Raw genomic sequence first — 17471 nt, 5'->3', positions numbered from 1 at the left:
TAAAATAAATTTCTTTTTACCTATATTATTTTAATGTATACTAAAAAAACTATATATCCAGAAGGAGGAAATTTAATGACAATCTTTACCGTAGATGCACTTTTAGAAAATAACTCTCAAGTACTACAATATTATCAAACTGCTAGTCGACTATGGGAAGACATTTGCAATGATCCTCAAAGTGAGACATCTGAAGGTTTATCTCGTATTTTATCTAACCGACAGCTTACTTTTGAAGAGCGGTGTGGCGGAAGACCACTAGGTCAAGAAGTTAAAAGTTTAGCAGATGATGCTTCCAGTTCTTATGATGTGGAGTAAAATAATAATGTGCAAGGTTTTGAAGTCTTGCACATTATTTACAATTGTTGAGATTACTCTTCCTCTTCATTGTTTTCACCAATAAATTTGCTTAAGTCAATCTTTCCCTCAAGTATCAGTTTATCTATTATGGCATCTACATATAGACTTACACACTTCTTTCTAATCTCTTCTTGTTCTTCTAAAGTGAGTTTTCTTTTTGATGGAACGACTTCCATTGTAATCTTATACTCCTTTTTCTTTTTCATTACTCTTACACCCTTTTTCCTCTTTTACTCTATGATTGATATAATCCATCATCATACTTTCAATAATGTAGCATTAAACATACGCTTTAGTTCCTCTACATCTTTAGCAGTAGTAATAATCCATGCTCGTATATCTTTATCCATCTTACTCTGCAATACTCTACATGCTTCATTACGCATAGCTAATACTATATCCGTTAAGTGTTGTGGCTTATCATACATATCCAACACTGTTACTGCCATCCGTAAATAATCTACATCTAATATTAGATCGCCATGTTCCATATGTTCTTTTACATAAGTAGTTTTACCACTACCTACCGCCCCATTAACAATAGTAACATTGCTTTCTCTCATATGTTCTCTTACCTTCTTAATCTTCGTGTACTTAGTACCATCTACTCCAAAGTGAATTTTATGATGATGTGCTTTACATACTAATTGTAGATTGTCTATTGATAAACGTTTACTCCAATCCTCTTTCACTTCTATAAGGTGATGGACTATTTCAACAGGAGTAAGCCTGCCTTCTTCAAGACAGACCTCGCATAAAGGGTTTAACCTCTTCTTCCTATTGCGTAATTTAATCCATGAAATACTAGAATAAAAGGCTTGTTCTTTCTTATCTATTCGCTGTTCTTTATACTCTCGATGAGTATCTTTCCTACACTTATCACAATATGTATCATAAGTTAATTTTCTACATTCCTCCGTGTTACATATCTTAGGACTCTTGCGAGGCACGATGTGTTTTAATCACCCTTCCTCTTCCTTTTATTATTTAGCACATATTTCAATTTATGTAATTTAGACATAATAAAAAGCCACCCAATTAGAGCAGCTTAAACTTATAAAAATATTAACTTTTATTTCAGCTCTAAAAGTAAATAACTTAGCGCCCTATCTAATGCTTCAGATATATTTTCAACCTCTTCAATCAACTCTGCGCCAGATTTCAAATGATAAGATAAACCCGTATCAAAAATTTTAATTCCACCAGCAACCTGATAGTTAGATTTTAAAACTTTCCTCAAGCTCAATACAGATCCTTGGATTTTAAAAGAAACTAAACAGTCTGGAAATGAAATTTCATTTTCCACTTTATTAAAATTGGCTTTAGGCTGTTGATTATCATTTAGCTTTACATTTAACATCTCAATGAAAGAAACAATAATATCTTGAACCACTAACAGTTCGAAATGCTTTCCTGAAATTTTAGAAACATAAGCATTAATCCAATTTTTATCGACCATATCTATTACCACCTTTTGTCTATTCTATTCGACAAAAAGTTATTTATTCTTACCTTATTATTATTTATTCTTCTGTAACTATAAACTGCACCACATTATTTAAATTGCTATGCACTAGCTCTTTTTCATTCGAAACAAATTTTTCATGTTTTGTTATATGACTAATAACTTCTTTCTTTGATGTGACTTCAAATTTTAATTCCTTTGTCCTGCCATTTATAAATTCAAAAACAACTTTAAATTTAAGCATATGTGTATCACCTCTTCATCTACTAGTTTGACAAAGAATGACAAATCACCTGTTTTTAATAAAAAAGGACACTGATGAATCAGTATCCTTATGCTTATTACTTCAATAATACCCCCTGAAACTGAAAGGTATGGCAGGTCCCGAAATAGGCGACTGTCCTCCACCCCCAAGTTTCGGAGCCTTGGCAGGATACCCCAATGGATAATTCCCCCACCAACTGTCAACTTCACCACTAGAATTCAGTACATATCCAGTAGGACGTCCAAAGGAAGGCATGAAATAAGGGTAGAAAGTATAGTTAAAAGGCGTATAGAAATTAGAATAAAACATTTAATCACCTACTTTGTTTGAATTTGTAAAAAAGCCTTCATTAAAATATGAAAGCTTTTCTTTTATTGTGAATCATCGTTTTCAACAACTTTTTATTACTCGAACAAAATAAAAAACACCCAAGCTATGGGTGCTTTTTATACACTTAACATGTTAAAGGAGAAAACGATTCGTTAGCAAAATAAGTACTGACCATTAATATTATGCTCGAATGTGAATTTACCTATACTGTGCGGTTCTCATTTTTTATTATAAAGCTTGCTAGTCCAATATCAAGAACTGTTCTTTCATGAGATTGTATGTCCCATAATTGTTGATGGTAATCTGGTATATATACACTTCCGTCATATTGAGCTTTAATAACACGTCGGAAATTCTCACTTGAGCATTGCACAATGTAGGACTTTACGCCATTTTCCTCTACAACATTTAGTACTTTAAAATCAAATTGAATTTTCATTCTCTAACCACCGACTCTCTACCTAATAATTTCTACAAAAAGTGTAATAATCCTTCTCTATATATTACTAAAAGAATATTTTCAGCTGTCATTATTCAATATAACTTTTAGCTGCTCCATACGAAAAACCATAAACTCCAACTAACCATAATCTCATTTCATGCCTTTGCTCATCAGTTAACTCTATGTCCGTATCTTCTGGAACGTCTTCATATTCAATATTTCCCTCTAACAACTGTTCGAAGAGTACTTGATTCATTAATATTAGCTCCATTCTTAATAATGATTTTATGTTTCAGCATATTAACTTCTACAAAATAAAAAGCCACTTTAAATGAGTGACTTAAACTTATAAAAATATTAACTTTCACCTAAGCTCTACAAGTAAATAACTTAGTGCCCTATCTAATGCTTCAGGTATAGTTTCAACCTCTTCAATCAACTTTGAACCAGTTTTTAGTTGATAAGCTAAACCTGTATCGGAAATTTTAATCCCACCAGCAACTTGATTGTTAGATTTTAAAACTTTACTCAAACTCAATACAGATCCTTGGATTTTAAAAGAAACTAAACAGTCTGGAAATGAAATTTTATTTTCCTCTTTAATAAATTCAACTTCTGGTTTTTGGTTTTCATTTAATTTTACATTTAACATGTCAATAAAAGAATCAATGACACTTTGAACCGATAACAATTCGAAATGTTTTCCTGAAACTTTAGAAACATAAGCATCCATCCAGGTTTTACTTTTCCCCATTAATATTCCCACCTTTTGTGTAGACTATTTTATTCTACAAAAGGCTAGTTATTCTCACTTTTTTAAATATTAATCAATTTTCAAGATTCTTTCCGACATAGGTAAATCCGAATTCAATTTATGAAGTTATAACAATAATAACCTCGCCTATTTCTCTAGCCCGTCTATACATAATTGACAAGCTAAACATATGTTAGTGTATATTCTATTTCTTCATCGATGAAAGGATGAGAACGTATGGTAGCTAAAATCAATTCACTTACGATTGGTAACATTTCTGGAGGAACTTTTATTTTTGGAAATGTAAATCAAGTGTGGCCCGTTACAAGTACAGAATCCAATTCACAAACAGGTTTGAGATCAAATGCAAGTCCTAATTCAAGTTCAGTAATAGGCTCTCAAAACACTTCTTCTCAACAGTCGCCTAGTTCAACACCTACTCAGACGCCTACTTTAGGAAGTGGAAATACAAATACACTTTGAAAAGCATCTCTACGTATAAGGATGCTTTTTATTACAACATTTAATTTACATATAATTCACATACACTTTTGATAGAATGTAAACTAATAATTGATATATTCAAAAGTAACTTGATAAGCTTCATTCTTGGTTAAACCTTGTAAACTCATTAAATACTCAACCAACATTACTCTTTAATTACTAGCTAAAGGTTCATCATCTCCTTCACTAATACGTAATATTTCTTCATCACTGAGTTCTCCATCTAATATTTTCTGATAAAATTCATCGATTATTATACAACCAACCTTTCTAGACATTATTAAAAGTAGATACTATATTCTAATTTCACAATGAACTTAATATCATTTATTGTATTTAAGACAACGGGAGATGATACTTATGAGCAGATTTGATATTGAAACCTTAAAAAAGATTCGTGATGATTTACAAGAAATTCACTCTACTGCTATTTCTAATTATCATGACTATCCAGAACTTATGGATACAATTGATCATTTAGCAAAAGTTGCTAACATGTTCGCAAATGATAAAATTGAGAACCTTGTGAATAATAACTTGCGTGCTGACCCACAAGGTTACATTGTGTCAAAATTATCGTCTGCTTCTTCACGTATGAAAAATTATCAAAAAGGCATCGGCAAGCGTGAAGTAGGTTCTTATGAAAATTGAATACACAGGCTGGAGATTTTATGATGACTATACAGAAATTTATGGTAGAAACTACTTAATTCATCATGCTGGCTCAATGTTGGTGCCAGTTTCAAGAATAAAAGGCTTGACTCATGATAATGTTTTGTCTGTAGAAAAGTTAAATCGTCTTCTTAAATCGATTGAGAATCACGGATATGTAACAACTAGTTCCTCTCATATGGATATTAATCTAACATTATTTCCAAACGGTGATTTCTGCGTTAGCAATGGAGGTAATCATAGACCATATTTAGCAAAGAAGCTAGGTATAACTATTATTAGAGCCGTTGTGGATGTGTGCATTCCACTTAATCTTTTGACAGATGAACAAATTCAATATTTTGAGTCTATAGGTTCTTACGATTTACCTAATAGCCCAGAATTAAAAGATGTAGCATATGCCCTAGAACTAATGCCAAGCCAACAACTTGCTAAACAAACTATAATTCATATTCAATAAGCACCTAATAGGTGCTTATTTTTTATTAGCTAAAATAATAAATATACTGACGAATATATCAGAATCCTTTAATTTATATCGTTCAGAAAGTCATAAGTTTTAGACAGAGATAAACCGTTTTAAAATGTATACTTATATGGGCTATTTTAAGTAGTTAGTGCTCATAAAAGCAACAATATTATCCCCATGATACAAGCGAGTTCTTTGATACAATAAGGAAGTTCGCTTATATTTTTAGTTATTGTGGAACAACTATAGCTTTTAGCCCATACCAGGGAATCCGCCCATACCAGGGAATCCGCCCATACCAGGGAATCCGCCCATACCAGGTGATCCACCCATACCAGGTGATCCGTCCATGCCAGGTGATCCGCCCATGCCAGGTGATCCACCCATACCAGGGAATCCACCCATACCAGGTGATCCGCCCATACCAGGTGATCCGCCCATACCAGGTGATCCGCCCATACCAGGTGATCCGCCCATACCAGGGAATCCACCCATACCTCCATGTCTATCAAAACTTTGTCTTGTGCTATCCATATTATCTCTCCTTCAAATAGGTTACAGTCTAGACTATGTAGAAACAGTAAGAAGGCATAGACATATACCTATTCCCCCCAAAAAATAATGAAATTCCCAAAAATTTATTACTTATATTTATCAGATAACGTATTGGATTAAAGAGTAACAATATCATAATTGCTAAATATTTATATACCCCACACTTTTAACGCCTTCATCACATCATCATTTTCACCTGGTGGTCAATTGTTTCGGTAATATTGAGCAGCAAGTGACACAACACTTACTGTTCTTTTTTATTTAAGTTATTTAAATAAATAATTTGTCGTCATTTCATCACAATAAATAAGTTCAACCTAAATTAACCTTGAAAGACTAACTTAAGTTGAACTTATTAAGATATAAAAGTACCTTCGAAAGGATGCTCTTTTTTTCGCAAAATAATTTCGTAAGAGTACAAATCGCTATATCTTCGTTCTAAATCACCGAATTGAATAGTACTATTTAGTTCTTTACCTTTTTGGATTAATTCAAGCTTCTTCTTTCCTGCCTACCTCTATTTTTGATAGCAGAGCATCTATTTTAATATTAACTTGACTATTAATAAATAATTGTAATTATTTATTAATTCTTTTCCCTTCAGTTTTTTCTTTTTCGTAGACTGTGTCCCTAAGGTCATCAAACTTCTCTACTAAATCTGCTCTTCCTAATTTTATTAAAGAATTATACCACTCTTCAATAGAAATTAATTTTATGTCTTCATTTCCATGGTTGAATTTATGACCTCTTAAATATAATAGCTAAAGTTCTCTACATTCTTTTCTAGCTGTATACTTTTTTACTGTATCGTCTGTGAAATAAGCAAATGAGGATAATTTAGCATCAATCCAGATATCTTCATTTATAATAAAGTCGGGTCTAACATTGTCTATCCATTTATTACAAGAAACCTCATTGAATAAAAGCTCAATAGCTTCTTTTGCTAATTCTTCAAACTGCAGCCCATAAGACCACAATTCCTTGCCTAAATGCTTCATATTAGCAAATTTATCCTCCATATTATATTTCACAAAAAATTCTTTAAGCCCACCATGTGTTTTAATAATCCAATCTCTCATTCCAGTTAATTTATAAGTAACAAAGTCGGCCGAAATAAGCACTTGTCCCTTTTCTTTTAGCATTTCATTTATTTTTTCTAAAACAAGTTCATCTGAATATATAGTGTTATTAATCTCAACGTAATCTTGCAAATCAAAGGTATTTAAAAACTCTTCAAAACTTCCATGTTGGTTATAAATATATGCATAAGCCCCCTCATATTTGCCCTTTATTATTTCTGGGTTAAATACACCACCATTTAATATGAATTGTTCTTTAATCAATCGATAGCATAGAGCATCATTCCAGTTATATTGAGCGTAATAACTCTTATTAAAGGCATTAAAAATTCGCTTTATTTCATCTACCGTCAATGTTTCAACCTTATGTTTTTGGAACTTTACATTTCTAATTTCATTAAGGACATTCTCTGATAAAATTCCCTCACGTTTTAAGATATTAAAAGCAGCACGTGTCTTTTGAAGGTAGTTATTAACGCTAGATGCCTTTACTCCTTTTCGAGCAACCTGCTTAAAGCGGCTACTTGTATCAGACTTTTCATGAAGCAACCAATTAATAAAATCTCTCGCATCATCCAAGGTAATATCAGAAACCTGTTTGCTGCTTTCGAAGAATGTAATTAAATCGTTAAAAACGAAATTGTATTGATTTAAAGTACATTGAGCCATGCCTTCTAAAGTTTTAATCTTAATAACTTTCTCTTTAGCTTGTTTAAGATTTATTTGAGTTACTTTTGCTCCCTTTCTTATTCGCTTTGCACACAAAAAAGGCAACCCCCTTTGAATATGGAAGTTGCCTTAACAGTTCAGGTAGTTTTTTTATTATAGACAATTTTTAGCCTTCATGACTATTTACCCACCCTCTAAACACCTTATTATATCAACGTTTAGTAAGGATTTCGCAGATCTTGAATCAGCTGACCTACTTGTTTTTATCATTCGAAAAATCACCTTACTTAATGTCAATAAATGTTTTTAACCTACTTTTCTACTATACTCCAAACAAAATGACTTTAAAAGAGATAATGGGCTATTTTTTGAAACTCTTGTCAATCTTTTCTCCGTATCAATAAAGAAAAACAGCACATCAATGTGCTGTTTTTCTCAAGTTTATATAATTTATGACACTACATATCCTTAAATGGAATCAAATACTTGACGCAGTTGAGCTGCGCTTTTATTGATCGCCTGCTGAGCGAGTGGGACAAATTCATGAAACCCTAAAAACCCGTGAATCATTGTTTCATAATTTTCATAGGTGACGGGGACACCGTGATTTTTTAATGCGTCCGCGTAGTCTTTTCCGCTATCTCTTAGAGGATCATATTGTGCTGTAATAATGGTAGCGCTTGGTAGACTCGATAAATCTTCTAGTAATACCGGAGCGTTGTAGGGATGCTGTTCTTCTTCTTTATTATTTAAGTACTGAAGGCGAAACCAGTCCATAAGATCTTTTGAAAGAAGATATCCTTCGGCGTTTTCTTTCATAGAGGCAGGGTGCTGATTTTTAAATCCTACAGACGGATAAATAAGCAGCTGATGAACAATGGATGGACCTTGTCTTTCTTTTGCTAAAATGCTTACAACCGCAGCAAGGTTGCCACCGGCACTGTCGCCCCCGACGGCAATTTTGTTTGAATCGATATTTAGCTGAGACGCGTGAGCTAAAATCCACTCCAAGGCGTCATAGGCATCGTTTACTGCAGCGGGAAATTTATCCTCAGGAGCAAGACGGTAATCAACAGACACTACAATACAGTTTGTTTCATTTGCATACGACCTGCATATGGAGTCATGAGTATCCAGGCTGCCTAATACCCAGCCTCCTCCATGATAATAAACAAGAGCGGGAAATGGCCCTGTTCCTTCAGGTTCATACACTCGTACAGTGAGCGTATGTTCATTTAATTCAATTTCTTTATTATATACTTTTTTAACCGCTTCTTTGGAAGGAGTTAAAGACATCTTTTCCATTTCTCTCAGCTGCGGGGGTGTAACGTCCTCTAAAGCAGGACGGGGCATCTCATTATATTGATTTAGAAATATTTGAATATGCGGATCTAACGGCATTCTTCTTCTCTCTCCTTTCAGGGTAACTCTATATGTAATGATGAATGAAATTTCAGAAAAAATCCAATATATTGTCTTCTCGGCAGACTTTTGTTTGTTTTGATTAAAAATGGGTATAACAATTAAATAAAGAGGATGATATTCGTATATATTTTATTCTCACCTATATAAATATAAATACGTACAAAGGAGGCACACCGATGATTATTGTTTATATAAGCTTAGCTGTTGTTTTGGCATCACTTGCGTATCTTATTTACGCAGGCGTATCATTTAATAAAAAAATCAAGCCAACTGTGAACTCTGTAAATGCCACTTCTCAACATCTTCAAAACGAAACTGATCATATCAAAGAAAAAACAAATCATTTAAAAGTAACACAAGCAGCGATTAAAACCGATGTACAGTACAAAAAAGATTCGGTCAAATATACAGCCAACTCATTTAAACAGCTTGTTAATAGCTTTAAACGTTAAAAAAGGAAACCTCTATAAAGGTTTCCTTTTTTATTACATCGCCTGAGACGTATCTTTAGGAGGCACAGCCGTTTTGTTTCGGTGATAAATAGCGTTAATCTCTCCTCCAATAACGAGAATTAACCCCGTTAAAAATAGCCAAAGCATCAGAACAATCACGCCTCCCAAGCTTCCATAAGTAGCAGAATAATTACCAAAGTTGCTTACGTAAAATGAGAACCCTAAAGATGTCAGCTGCCATAACAGCGTAGCAGCGAGCGCTCCGGGCCATACATGGGCAAAAGGAAACGTTTTGTTTGGAGCTAATCTGTATAATACGGATAAAACAAGTACCATAATGCCGACACCAATAATCCAGCGCAGAATATTTAAAACCACTGTTGTACCTGAAGGAAGAGAAAACCACTCGCTTATCCAATTTAACAAAACCCCTCCGAACACTGGTAAAAGAAGCGATACAACAATTGTTACAATTAATCCAATTGTTAAAAGAATGGACAAGCCTCTTACTTTAATAAACGAGCGCTGTTCTTTCACGTCGTAGGCTTGGTTCATTGCACGAATAAAGGCGTTCATACCGTTTGAAGCAGACCAAATGGTTCCTAAAATCCCTACAGTCAGTAGCCCGCCGTTTGGTTGGCTTACAAATTGAGCTACGTTATCTTTAAAGATTGCAGCCGTTTCTCCCGGCATAACGCTTTGAAGGACATCGATTGCCTCTTCCGGTTTAATAGATAGATACGGAACAATCGATATCAGTAAAATAAGCATAGGGAATAATGATAGCATATAATAATAGGCTTGCTCAGCCGCTAGTCCCGTTGCTTGGTCTTCTTGAATTTCTTTACCAAGACTTTTTCCAAATGATAATAGCTTTTTCATGATAAACCTCTACTTTCTCTTTTTTTGTTCTTTTCCCATTTTATGCACTTTTCAACCTTGAAAGTGGAGAATTTCAAGCAAAATCTCAAATCAAACGATCAAGAGAAAGTAGAATGATGTTTCCTACACAAAAAAGTTCCAGCTCAAAAGAGCCAGAACTTTTCATCAGAGTGTTTATGTAGAGCAGACTAGCGAATGTGTCCTTGTGCACCACTTAATTGCTGTTGCGCCATTGCAACAAGATGCTTCGTCATTTCTCCACCAACAGAACCATTTGCACGAGCTGTTTGCTCAGCGCCAAGCTGAACGTTAAGTCTTCCCGCGATTTCCGTTTTTAGCTGATCAAGAAGCTGTTCAGCACCTTGAACTAAAATAGGATTACGATTTGCCATGTTTATCACTCCTTTCCTTCAACAGCTTATATAGGTTAATGTTCCTTTCACTTGAAATTTTATACAACATCCCTCAAAAAAAAGATCCCTGGCTATCGCCGAGATCTTTTTTTCTTTTTAAGCTTTTTTACACTCGTTCAAGAGGCATTGTGCAGCAGCGGAAAGAACCGCCCGACTTAATAATTTCAGATATATCAACTTCAATTACTTTATAGCCCCGTTTCCTTAACTCTTCATTCACTTCTGTATTCATTGGCAAGCTGATCACCCGCTGATTACCGATTGATAATACATTGGTTCCCATCGTAAACTGCTCTTCTTTTGTTACTTCAATTAAGTCATATTTCATGCGAAGTAAATTTAATTCTTTCTCATGTAAAGCGGGTGAAAATACGAGCGCTTCTGTAGGTGATAAAATATTTAACACACAATCAAGGTGAAGATAAGACCGATCAATAGGAATCGGAACAACCTCATAGGCTGGAAGCAGCTCTTGGATATGCTCCACACCTTCTTTACTTGTACGGTCGCTGAGCGCAATAAAAATAGCTTGTCCATCAATCAGCACATCTCCTCCTTCAATAGGATGGTCTAGTACCTGATGGAAAGGAATATCTTGCTGCTGCAGCCAATCGGCTAGCACTTGTTCTTCTCCACTTCGAATCTCGCTGCCCATTTTCGTGACAATAACGGTGTCTCCGAGCGTATAGCCAATATCCCGCGTAAATACTTGTTCTGGAAATGGCTCTTGTGCAGGTAGCCCGATGACTTCCACTCCTTCTTTTTGAAGGCATTCAACAAATTGACGGTGCTGCTTTGAAGCCAAGCTCTCATCAATATTTTCATCCGCATAGTGCTTTTGTGTTTCATTAATAATTTCTTCAATTTTCATATATGTAGGTGGGCAAACGACCACACGTTTTAATGTATCATACTCATTTTTACACCCATAACTATTCGTCATTTTAGCTGGCTGTTTCATTTGCATCTTTTTAATCCCCCTTCGTGCATTTATGTACAGTGTTCCCTAAATTACCCGAAACATAAACACGATTTTGCTGAGGAAGCACCCCTGCGCATCTATCTAAAAAGCTTTTTCAGGCAAGAAAAACAAAAAAACACAATACTTCTTCTAATTACAATAACTGTTAGTATAAAATAGTCTAGTAACTGTACAAAAAATTGGAGGTTAATATAAATAAAGTAGCGAACGCATTATATGCGAGCAGGAAAATTTTATTAGTACTATGGATAATCCTAATTATCGGATTTGGCTTTTATGCGGCTAAGCTTCCTTCTGTGCTGGGAGGAAACGGATTTGAAATGAAAGGAATGTATAAAGATACCGAGCAGCTTTTAGTTGATAAATTTGACGTTAGCGAAGCTCAGATCATCGTTTTGTTTGAAAAAAAAGACGGAGTTTCTGACTCGAAATTCCAGCAAACGATCGCTCAGTATATGCAAAAAGCAAAGGAAAAATCAGACGCGTCGAAAGTCGACATACCAACGGCTTCTAACAAGATGATAAAAGGAAGCACAGCGTATGGAATTATCCATTTTAATCACGATGATGGCACGATGGATAAACGAGTGGAAAAGATCAGAACTCTTTCAGCTGAAGAAAAAGAAATGAGTGGAAAATTAACCGGTGGTCCTATTATTGAAAAAGATATGAATACAGCAAGCCAAGCTGATTTAGCAAAAGCGGAAGCCATTGGTATTCCTGTTGCTTTAGTTGTGCTTCTTCTAGCTTTTGGCGACGTGGTAGCCGCTGCAATCCCTCTTATGATAGGAATTGTAACCGTCGTTACCACCATGGGCGTTGTCTATTTCTTTCATCCGTACACAGAGCTGTCCATCTTTATTTTAAATGTGATTCCAATGATTGGATTAGCTCTTAGTATTGACTTTGCCCTTTTATTTATTAATCGCTTTAAAGAAGAAATTCAAACAAAATCGGTAGAACAAGCAATCAAAATTACCATTCAAACAGCGGGACGCTCGGTCATCTTCTCAGGATTATGCGTATTTATTGGATTAGCGGGAATGCTGTTTATTCAAGTGGATATTTTCCAAAACGTCGCTCTTGGAGGAATGGCTGTTGTTTTTATTGCTGTGTTTTCAGCTCTTACGCTTCTTCCTTCCATACTGGCTATATTAGGTACACGCATTAATCGTTTACGCATCTTAAAAGTCAGCGAACAAGGCGGTCAGTCTAGGTGGCGTTCATTCGCTACATTTGTCATGAAAAAGCCTGTAACTATGACGATTGTTTCTCTTATCATTTTGTTAGTAGCACTTATTCCCGTTCGAGACATGTATCTAGAAATACCGTCTTCAGAAGCGCTCCCAACAAAATACGAGTCTCGTCAAGCTTTTGACACGTATAACGATACGTTTATAAATAAAAACACGGCAGACGTTTATTTTATGCTAGAAGCTAAGCAAGATATGCTAAATGAAAAGCCTTTAACAAATGCCTTTACTTTTATAAAACAATTAAAAGAAGATTCGTTAGTTAAGCAAGTCGATTCTATTTCTACCGCTTTAAACGTAAAATCAAGTGACCAGCTTCAAGCTATGCTGGAAAACCCGCAGATAAGTGCACAGACAAAGCCAGCTGTAGATTCGTTCATTAACGGACATTATATGCTCATAAAAGCTACGCTAGATACAGACCAAAATTCAGATCAAGCAAAAGATTTTGTTCGAAAATGGAAAGACAAACGGTCACCTTTCACCGTTCATATTGGCGGCTATCCAAAATTCGAACAGGAAATATTCGATGAAATTTATGAGAAAGCTCCATATGGTTTGGCTCTTGTTTTATTTTCAACGTATGTCATTTTAATGATTGCTTTTCGTTCTGTCCTCATTCCTTTAAAGGCTATCATTATGAATATTTTAAGCTTAACAGCTACGTTTGGTTTACTTGTATGGCTGTTTCAAAATGGACATTTAGGTCTTACCGAATCTAATATTGCTTTAGTGCTGCCGGTCTTTGTTTTCGGCCTTGTATTTGGGCTTAGCATGGACTATGAAGTCTTTTTAATTTCGCGCATTCACGAAGTGTATCATCAAACCCGCGATAATAATGTGGCAACGGTAGAAGGCCTAGCTTCCACTAGTAAAATCATTACGAGCGCTGCTTTAATTATGATTGTAATTACAGGGGCCTTTGCTTTTACAGACGTAACGCCTGTTAAACAAATGGGTGTAGGAATTGCTTTAGCTATATTTATCGACGCAACGATTGTCAGAATGCTTCTTGTCCCTTCTCTTATGAAATTGCTTGGAGATGCCAACTGGTGGTTTTTCACTAAAAAACGCGATAAGTCCAGTTCCAACGAACAGTTAAAATCATAATAAAAAAACCCGCTCACTTGAGCGGGTTTTGCATTGAAGGCTTCTTTATCGACTTAATTTTGCAAAAGCGATAATGCCTTCTTCATCGTCTAATTCCAGTTCTAGTCCTGCTGCGTATGGGTCTACGTTCATTTCCGTATCCAGCCAAAAGCGCAGGGCTTCAATAATGTTCAAAGTAATATGAACCTGCTTACGATCATGCACGTATGACTCTGCTGAAAAACCGTAGTCATCATCATACATTAGCTCAATCTCTACTTCTTGAGGCTGAACTTGTTTCTTTTCTGCGATATACAAACACATCGCATTGATAATATCTTGTTCAGAAATTTTTATTGTCTCCAAGATTTCACTTCCTCATTTTTACGCTTGTTGCTACGTACGCTTTGGAATAACTTTACTACAAGAAGAATTAAAGCTACAATCACGAGCATGTTTACCATAAAGCCTAAAATTGGTCCTAATGGTCCTAAGCTTGATAGTAAGCTTCCGAATAATAAGCCCGCAATTCCTCCCATTAAAAGACCTTTCATTAAGCCGCCGCGCTTTGAGCTAGCCGCTGTACTTTTAGATGATGAGTTTTTAGACGTATTGTTTTGCTTAACTGAATTATTGTTATTGTTTTTAAATAAGCTTGATTGGTTATTGCTTCCGCTGTCAAAAGAGCGCTTTCCTGACTTATACCCTTTTGCGCTTGCTACGTTTGAACCGTCATGAATAAGTGATCCACCGACTGGTGAAAACACAACCGCTAATGCGATAAATGCGGCCAATAATTTTTTTACCATTGTTTTCCCTCCACTAAATGACTAACGTCACATATGTTTTTTCATATATGATTTCCATATATGTTCCTACGTTTCATCATACCAAAAGGTTTCACTTTTTTATATAAAAATGCATCAAGCTCCATCAAATGTTCACAGGATTAAACATTTGCACGTATTTCGTGCTTATATAACATCAGTTAAGTATAAATCAAAGGCATTCATAAAACTAACAAAGGTCCTTCATCTTTATTATATATAGCTTATTTTACACTTCGCCGAAAACATTATCTAAAATTTCTATTTTTGAGGTAGTGACTTTTGCAGAATTCTTTGTTTGCTCCACTAATTTAATAATGTCTTTATGGGCCTGCTTAGCACCTATTATTAATAAAGGAACACCTATTACATTAATCTTTAACCTTCTTGAAAACAAACCTCCTAGTGTCATAGATAAGGGTACGGTGGGAGATGTATTGGAAAAAAGTATTTTCGTTTGTAATTCTCCTTTTTTATTTAGCAAATTGGCTAACTCATACATAGCAGGAACTACTACTTTTGAAGACCCTCTCCCTAATGTATATACTTCATTTTTTTCTTCATCATATCCATGAAAAATTAACTTCCCCATATCCTTAGAAGTCAATTTATTAAAAACATCAATATTTAATATTTCTTTATCAGTTGGTTCTCTATTAGCAGGGAGCTTTTTCAGATGGTAAGCAGCTGCCAATGCTGATGAATGTGTGCCTCCGTAGCAGTTATAAATATAAATCATCTTGTCATCTCCTAAATAACTAACTCTCCTTTCATTATGATCAAAATTTCTCTGCTCCATTCTTAGATTTCCCAGAAGAAATTCTGTTCTTTCCCTATTAAAACCCGTACAAAAAACATCCTGGAATACAATTGTTACACTCCATTCTTTACGTCCCACAACTACTTCCCTCTTGATTGAAGTTTAAAAAGATTCAAGAAATTCTTGGTAATAGAGACATTCAAACAGTAACAATAAAGGATCTATATACTTATATGACGAATAACATACAGGAAAAAGATTTAGTGAATGGATGAAATTTGTCTCTGAAAGCTTCTAACATTGCACGTTTGTAGTTAATTCGTCTTCAATACTTCATATTATATACTTGCCCTTTCATAAATAAGAGCTTTCTCTTATATGAATATGTATAGATAGACTAAAGTTAAAAAGGAGAGATACGATGTTGAATGAACAGTTCCCATTATCAACAGCAAATTTATCAGATGCAATGGAAGGTGCAAATCACTTAGACTTTTCTATTAAGCCGTTGCAGCGTCATTACAAACTATTTGGACCGGCTCTTACTGTAGATACGCCTGCTGGTAATAATTACTCAGTGCTTGAAGCGATTCGATTAGCGGAGCCCGGAAGCGTGCTCGTCATTGATGGAAAAAGCTACTGTAACCGTGCCTTAGCAGGAGATTTCGTAGTAGCCATGGCGAAGCTTGTTGGAATAAGCGGTATTGTGCTAGATGGTGTTATACGAGATCAAGAAGATATTGAAAAACTCAATTTCCCCGTATTTTGTAAGGGCTCTACGATCGCAGCAAGCAGCAAAAAAGATAAAGGAATAGTAAATGAAACCATTTCCTGCGGGGGCGTAAAAATTCATCCTGGCGATTTTATTGCAGGTGACGACGGTGGAGTCATTGTCATTCCCAAAGAGGAAGCCGAAGAAGTATTAGCAAAAGCGCGGGAAAAGTGGCAAAAAGATAAAGACAGAGAAAATGAAGTATTAGTTAGCAAAGAAACGGTATATACGTATTTAGATAACGCCCTAAAATAAAAGACCTCCGCTTGGAGGTCTTTTATTTGTCATATTGTAAAAATTCTAATCGATTTCCGAACGGGTCGTGAACAAAAAAACGTTCTCTCCCTGCAATAGGCTCTTCTTCAGAAAGAACGCAGCCTCCGTGTACCAACTTACGTCTAAGCGTCTTGATATCTTCCACGACAAAAGCTGGATGCGCTTTTTTAGCAGGTATGTAGTCTTCTTGAATACTGATATGCACTTCTTGAGTCCCACATTGAAACCATATGCCGCCTCTGTGCCTTAAATTTTCCGGTTTAAGAACAGTTTTCATTCCTAAAAGATTTTCATAAAAATTTCTTGCTTCTTGCTCGCATCCTTCTGGACCAAGAAGCTGAACATGATCAATTCCTAGAAACATCCACAAACCCCTTTCAAAAACGTCTTCCTAAAAGTTATTAATCAATGACTCTAGGATTATGAATAACCTGCAGTTCTTTTACAGCTTGCTTCATTTCGCTTTTGCAAATTGGACAAGTTGGCTGATCTCCGCTTTTAAAGTTATCTCGAACCCAGCAATTACACGTATCTGATGTACATTCCCAAACTTTTGTTTCTTCAATAACAGCCGGCTCTAAATTTTTACGATTATACATACACATCGTCTCCTTTAAACAGTACTTTTTAAGTGGATAATAAATGAAGATTAACTTAGCGTGTAAATGTGGTAAATGGTGCAAGATAAAGTGATACTATACATCCGTAAATCAATCTTTGAGGAATACATACGGCGTCTTGAAAGACTAAATTAAAAATGAAGTTATAACAAAGCA

The 17471-nt window shown here is 35.1% G+C and carries 25 protein-coding genes; 7 read left to right on the top strand and 18 right to left on the bottom strand.

The window, feature by feature from the left end:
* The first annotated feature begins 75 nt into the window (after positions 1-75).
* Positions 76-318 (top strand): hypothetical protein, encoded by a 243-nt coding sequence (locus ACFX4R_RS12395; RefSeq protein WP_162214235.1) that lies wholly within the window; start codon positions 76-78, stop codon positions 316-318.
* 53 nt (positions 319-371) lie between these two features.
* Here ACFX4R_RS12395 and ACFX4R_RS12390 read toward each other — a convergent pair whose 3' ends face one another.
* The 7 genes from ACFX4R_RS12390 to ACFX4R_RS12360 all read right to left on the bottom strand — a co-directional run bounded on the left by ACFX4R_RS12390 (position 372) and on the right by ACFX4R_RS12360 (position 3616).
* On the bottom strand, positions 372-566 hold the full coding sequence (locus ACFX4R_RS12390) for a hypothetical protein (RefSeq protein WP_057236716.1): 195 nt from the start codon (positions 564-566) through the stop codon (positions 372-374).
* Positions 567-617: 51 nt separating this feature from the next.
* On the bottom strand, positions 618-1310 hold the full coding sequence (locus ACFX4R_RS12385) for an HNH endonuclease (RefSeq protein ID WP_162214234.1): 693 nt from the start codon (positions 1308-1310) through the stop codon (positions 618-620).
* 122 nt (positions 1311-1432) lie between these two features.
* Positions 1433-1819, bottom strand: a complete 387-nt coding sequence (locus ACFX4R_RS12380; protein WP_043982414.1) for a hypothetical protein — start codon at positions 1817-1819, stop codon at positions 1433-1435.
* A gap of 64 nt (positions 1820-1883) precedes the next feature.
* Positions 1884-2069, bottom strand: a complete 186-nt coding sequence (locus ACFX4R_RS12375; protein ID WP_162214233.1) for a hypothetical protein — start codon at positions 2067-2069, stop codon at positions 1884-1886.
* A 553-nt stretch (positions 2070-2622) separates the two neighbouring features.
* Complete coding sequence (locus ACFX4R_RS12370) at positions 2623-2859, bottom strand: hypothetical protein (RefSeq protein WP_016764066.1); 237 nt, start codon at positions 2857-2859, stop codon at positions 2623-2625.
* Between the two features lie 91 nt (positions 2860-2950).
* Complete coding sequence (locus tag ACFX4R_RS12365; protein ID WP_157842275.1) at positions 2951-3118, bottom strand: hypothetical protein; 168 nt, start codon at positions 3116-3118, stop codon at positions 2951-2953.
* A gap of 108 nt (positions 3119-3226) precedes the next feature.
* The gene (locus ACFX4R_RS12360) at positions 3227-3616 is read right to left on the bottom strand and encodes a hypothetical protein (RefSeq protein ID WP_165575139.1); all 390 of its coding nucleotides are present in this window, start codon (positions 3614-3616) and stop codon (positions 3227-3229) included.
* 237 nt (positions 3617-3853) lie between these two features.
* On the opposite strand from ACFX4R_RS12360, the gene ACFX4R_RS12355 reads away from it, so the two are divergent.
* The 3 genes from ACFX4R_RS12355 (at position 3854) to ACFX4R_RS12345 (ending at position 5252) form a co-directional block, all read left to right on the top strand.
* Positions 3854-4099, top strand: coding sequence for a hypothetical protein (locus ACFX4R_RS12355; RefSeq protein ID WP_043982408.1), 246 nt, complete (start codon positions 3854-3856; stop codon positions 4097-4099).
* A gap of 381 nt (positions 4100-4480) precedes the next feature.
* Positions 4481-4771 carry a hypothetical protein gene (locus ACFX4R_RS12350; RefSeq protein ID WP_043982407.1) on the top strand — a complete coding sequence of 97 codons (291 nt, stop codon included), beginning with the start codon at positions 4481-4483 and terminating at the stop codon, positions 4769-4771.
* Positions 4761-5252, top strand: coding sequence for a hypothetical protein (locus ACFX4R_RS12345; protein ID WP_043982406.1), 492 nt, complete (start codon positions 4761-4763; stop codon positions 5250-5252). The genes ACFX4R_RS12350 and ACFX4R_RS12345 overlap by 11 nt, the downstream gene beginning before the upstream one ends.
* 261 nt (positions 5253-5513) lie before the next feature.
* Here the strand turns inward: ACFX4R_RS12345 and ACFX4R_RS12340 are convergent, their stop codons facing one another.
* The 3 genes from ACFX4R_RS12340 to ACFX4R_RS12330 form a co-directional block, all read right to left on the bottom strand.
* A complete protein-coding gene (locus ACFX4R_RS12340; protein WP_377569671.1) occupies positions 5514-5795 on the bottom strand; it encodes a hypothetical protein in 282 nt (93 codons plus the stop codon).
* Positions 5796-6577: 782 nt separating this feature from the next.
* A complete protein-coding gene (locus tag ACFX4R_RS12335) occupies positions 6578-7660 on the bottom strand; it encodes a phage integrase SAM-like domain-containing protein (protein ID WP_377569669.1) in 1083 nt (360 codons plus the stop codon).
* 372 nt (positions 7661-8032) lie between these two features.
* Complete coding sequence (locus ACFX4R_RS12330; RefSeq protein ID WP_377569667.1) at positions 8033-8965, bottom strand: alpha/beta hydrolase; 933 nt, start codon at positions 8963-8965, stop codon at positions 8033-8035.
* A 200-nt stretch (positions 8966-9165) separates the two neighbouring features.
* Here ACFX4R_RS12330 and ACFX4R_RS12325 point away from each other — a divergent pair, with 200 nt between their 5' ends.
* A complete protein-coding gene (locus ACFX4R_RS12325) occupies positions 9166-9441 on the top strand; it encodes a hypothetical protein (RefSeq protein WP_025752355.1) in 276 nt (91 codons plus the stop codon).
* Positions 9442-9474: 33 nt separating this feature from the next.
* On the opposite strand, the gene ACFX4R_RS12320 is transcribed toward ACFX4R_RS12325, so the two are convergent.
* The 3 genes from ACFX4R_RS12320 to ACFX4R_RS12310 all read right to left on the bottom strand — a co-directional run bounded on the left by ACFX4R_RS12320 (position 9475) and on the right by ACFX4R_RS12310 (position 11703).
* Positions 9475-10323, bottom strand: a complete 849-nt coding sequence (locus ACFX4R_RS12320; protein WP_162214224.1) for a YihY/virulence factor BrkB family protein — start codon at positions 10321-10323, stop codon at positions 9475-9477.
* 188 nt (positions 10324-10511) lie between these two features.
* Positions 10512-10715 carry an alpha/beta-type small acid-soluble spore protein gene (locus ACFX4R_RS12315; RefSeq protein WP_013056997.1) on the bottom strand — a complete coding sequence of 68 codons (204 nt, stop codon included), beginning with the start codon at positions 10713-10715 and terminating at the stop codon, positions 10512-10514.
* Positions 10716-10842: 127 nt separating this feature from the next.
* Positions 10843-11703, bottom strand: coding sequence for a dimethylarginine dimethylaminohydrolase family protein (locus ACFX4R_RS12310; RefSeq protein ID WP_162214223.1), 861 nt, complete (start codon positions 11701-11703; stop codon positions 10843-10845).
* A gap of 206 nt (positions 11704-11909) precedes the next feature.
* Here ACFX4R_RS12310 and ACFX4R_RS12305 point away from each other — a divergent pair, with 206 nt between their 5' ends.
* Positions 11910-14081: an MMPL family transporter gene (locus ACFX4R_RS12305; protein WP_377569844.1), complete on the top strand. Its 2172-nt coding sequence runs from the start codon at positions 11910-11912 to the stop codon at positions 14079-14081.
* A gap of 45 nt (positions 14082-14126) precedes the next feature.
* On the opposite strand, the gene ACFX4R_RS12300 is transcribed toward ACFX4R_RS12305, so the two are convergent.
* The 3 genes from ACFX4R_RS12300 to ACFX4R_RS12290 form a co-directional block, all read right to left on the bottom strand.
* Positions 14127-14426 (bottom strand): YxcD family protein, encoded by a 300-nt coding sequence (locus ACFX4R_RS12300; RefSeq protein ID WP_013056994.1) that lies wholly within the window; start codon positions 14424-14426, stop codon positions 14127-14129.
* Entirely contained in the window at positions 14414-14869 is a 456-nt protein-coding gene (locus ACFX4R_RS12295) for a hypothetical protein (protein WP_043982395.1), read from the bottom strand. The genes ACFX4R_RS12300 and ACFX4R_RS12295 overlap by 13 nt, the downstream gene beginning before the upstream one ends.
* 247 nt (positions 14870-15116) lie before the next feature.
* Positions 15117-15626 (bottom strand): DUF3189 family protein, encoded by a 510-nt coding sequence (locus ACFX4R_RS12290; protein WP_043982658.1) that lies wholly within the window; start codon positions 15624-15626, stop codon positions 15117-15119.
* A gap of 442 nt (positions 15627-16068) precedes the next feature.
* Here ACFX4R_RS12290 and ACFX4R_RS12285 point away from each other — a divergent pair, with 442 nt between their 5' ends.
* Positions 16069-16674, top strand: coding sequence for an RraA family protein (locus ACFX4R_RS12285; protein ID WP_043982393.1), 606 nt, complete (start codon positions 16069-16071; stop codon positions 16672-16674).
* Positions 16675-16696: 22 nt separating this feature from the next.
* On the opposite strand, the gene ACFX4R_RS12280 is transcribed toward ACFX4R_RS12285, so the two are convergent.
* Together ACFX4R_RS12280 and ACFX4R_RS12275 are read right to left on the bottom strand one after the other, a co-directional pair.
* Positions 16697-17059 carry a VOC family protein gene (locus ACFX4R_RS12280; protein ID WP_237074895.1) on the bottom strand — a complete coding sequence of 121 codons (363 nt, stop codon included), beginning with the start codon at positions 17057-17059 and terminating at the stop codon, positions 16697-16699.
* 37 nt (positions 17060-17096) lie between these two features.
* Positions 17097-17294 (bottom strand): cold-shock protein, encoded by a 198-nt coding sequence (locus ACFX4R_RS12275; RefSeq protein ID WP_013056990.1) that lies wholly within the window; start codon positions 17292-17294, stop codon positions 17097-17099.
* Between the last annotated feature and the right edge of the window lie 177 nt (positions 17295-17471).

The organism is Priestia sp. YIM B13490, from assembly GCF_042787735.1.
GTDB classification, from domain to species: Bacteria; Bacillota; Bacilli; order Bacillales; family Bacillaceae_H; genus Priestia; species Priestia megaterium.
The sequence above is the reverse complement of the archived record's forward strand: the minus strand, read 5'-3'. Positions and strand labels throughout refer to the sequence as shown.

What these genes read in the sequence shown, in the direction of transcription:
- ACFX4R_RS12315 (WP_013056997.1), bottom strand. Translation starts at nt 10,715, where the DNA reads ATGGCAAATCGTAATCCTATTTTAGTTCAAGGTGCTGAACAGCTTCTT.
- ACFX4R_RS12350 (WP_043982407.1), top strand. Translation starts at nt 4,481, where the DNA reads ATGAGCAGATTTGATATTGAAACCTTAAAAAAGATTCGTGATGATTTA.
- ACFX4R_RS12295 (WP_043982395.1), bottom strand. Translation starts at nt 14,869, where the DNA reads ATGGTAAAAAAATTATTGGCCGCATTTATCGCATTAGCGGTTGTGTTT.
- ACFX4R_RS12285 (WP_043982393.1), top strand. Translation starts at nt 16,069, where the DNA reads ATGTTGAATGAACAGTTCCCATTATCAACAGCAAATTTATCAGATGCA.
- ACFX4R_RS12340 (WP_377569671.1), bottom strand. Translation starts at nt 5,795, where the DNA reads ATGGATAGCACAAGACAAAGTTTTGATAGACATGGAGGTATGGGTGGA.
- ACFX4R_RS12310 (WP_162214223.1), bottom strand. Translation starts at nt 11,703, where the DNA reads ATGCAAATGAAACAGCCAGCTAAAATGACGAATAGTTATGGGTGTAAA.
- ACFX4R_RS12325 (WP_025752355.1), top strand. Translation starts at nt 9,166, where the DNA reads ATGATTATTGTTTATATAAGCTTAGCTGTTGTTTTGGCATCACTTGCG.
- ACFX4R_RS12290 (WP_043982658.1), bottom strand. Translation starts at nt 15,626, where the DNA reads ATGATTTATATTTATAACTGCTACGGAGGCACACATTCATCAGCATTG.
- ACFX4R_RS12390 (WP_057236716.1), bottom strand. Translation starts at nt 566, where the DNA reads ATGAAAAAGAAAAAGGAGTATAAGATTACAATGGAAGTCGTTCCATCA.
- ACFX4R_RS12320 (WP_162214224.1), bottom strand. Translation starts at nt 10,323, where the DNA reads ATGAAAAAGCTATTATCATTTGGAAAAAGTCTTGGTAAAGAAATTCAA.
- ACFX4R_RS12360 (WP_165575139.1), bottom strand. Translation starts at nt 3,616, where the DNA reads ATGGGGAAAAGTAAAACCTGGATGGATGCTTATGTTTCTAAAGTTTCA.
- ACFX4R_RS12380 (WP_043982414.1), bottom strand. Translation starts at nt 1,819, where the DNA reads ATGGTCGATAAAAATTGGATTAATGCTTATGTTTCTAAAATTTCAGGA.
- ACFX4R_RS12375 (WP_162214233.1), bottom strand. Translation starts at nt 2,069, where the DNA reads ATGCTTAAATTTAAAGTTGTTTTTGAATTTATAAATGGCAGGACAAAG.
- ACFX4R_RS12345 (WP_043982406.1), top strand. Translation starts at nt 4,761, where the DNA reads ATGAAAATTGAATACACAGGCTGGAGATTTTATGATGACTATACAGAA.
- ACFX4R_RS12370 (WP_016764066.1), bottom strand. Translation starts at nt 2,859, where the DNA reads ATGAAAATTCAATTTGATTTTAAAGTACTAAATGTTGTAGAGGAAAAT.
- ACFX4R_RS12330 (WP_377569667.1), bottom strand. Translation starts at nt 8,965, where the DNA reads ATGCCGTTAGATCCGCATATTCAAATATTTCTAAATCAATATAATGAG.
- ACFX4R_RS12275 (WP_013056990.1), bottom strand. Translation starts at nt 17,294, where the DNA reads ATGTATAATCGTAAAAATTTAGAGCCGGCTGTTATTGAAGAAACAAAA.
- ACFX4R_RS12365 (WP_157842275.1), bottom strand. Translation starts at nt 3,118, where the DNA reads ATGAATCAAGTACTCTTCGAACAGTTGTTAGAGGGAAATATTGAATAT.
- ACFX4R_RS12355 (WP_043982408.1), top strand. Translation starts at nt 3,854, where the DNA reads ATGGTAGCTAAAATCAATTCACTTACGATTGGTAACATTTCTGGAGGA.
- ACFX4R_RS12280 (WP_237074895.1), bottom strand. Translation starts at nt 17,059, where the DNA reads ATGTTTCTAGGAATTGATCATGTTCAGCTTCTTGGTCCAGAAGGATGC.
- ACFX4R_RS12395 (WP_162214235.1), top strand. Translation starts at nt 76, where the DNA reads ATGACAATCTTTACCGTAGATGCACTTTTAGAAAATAACTCTCAAGTA.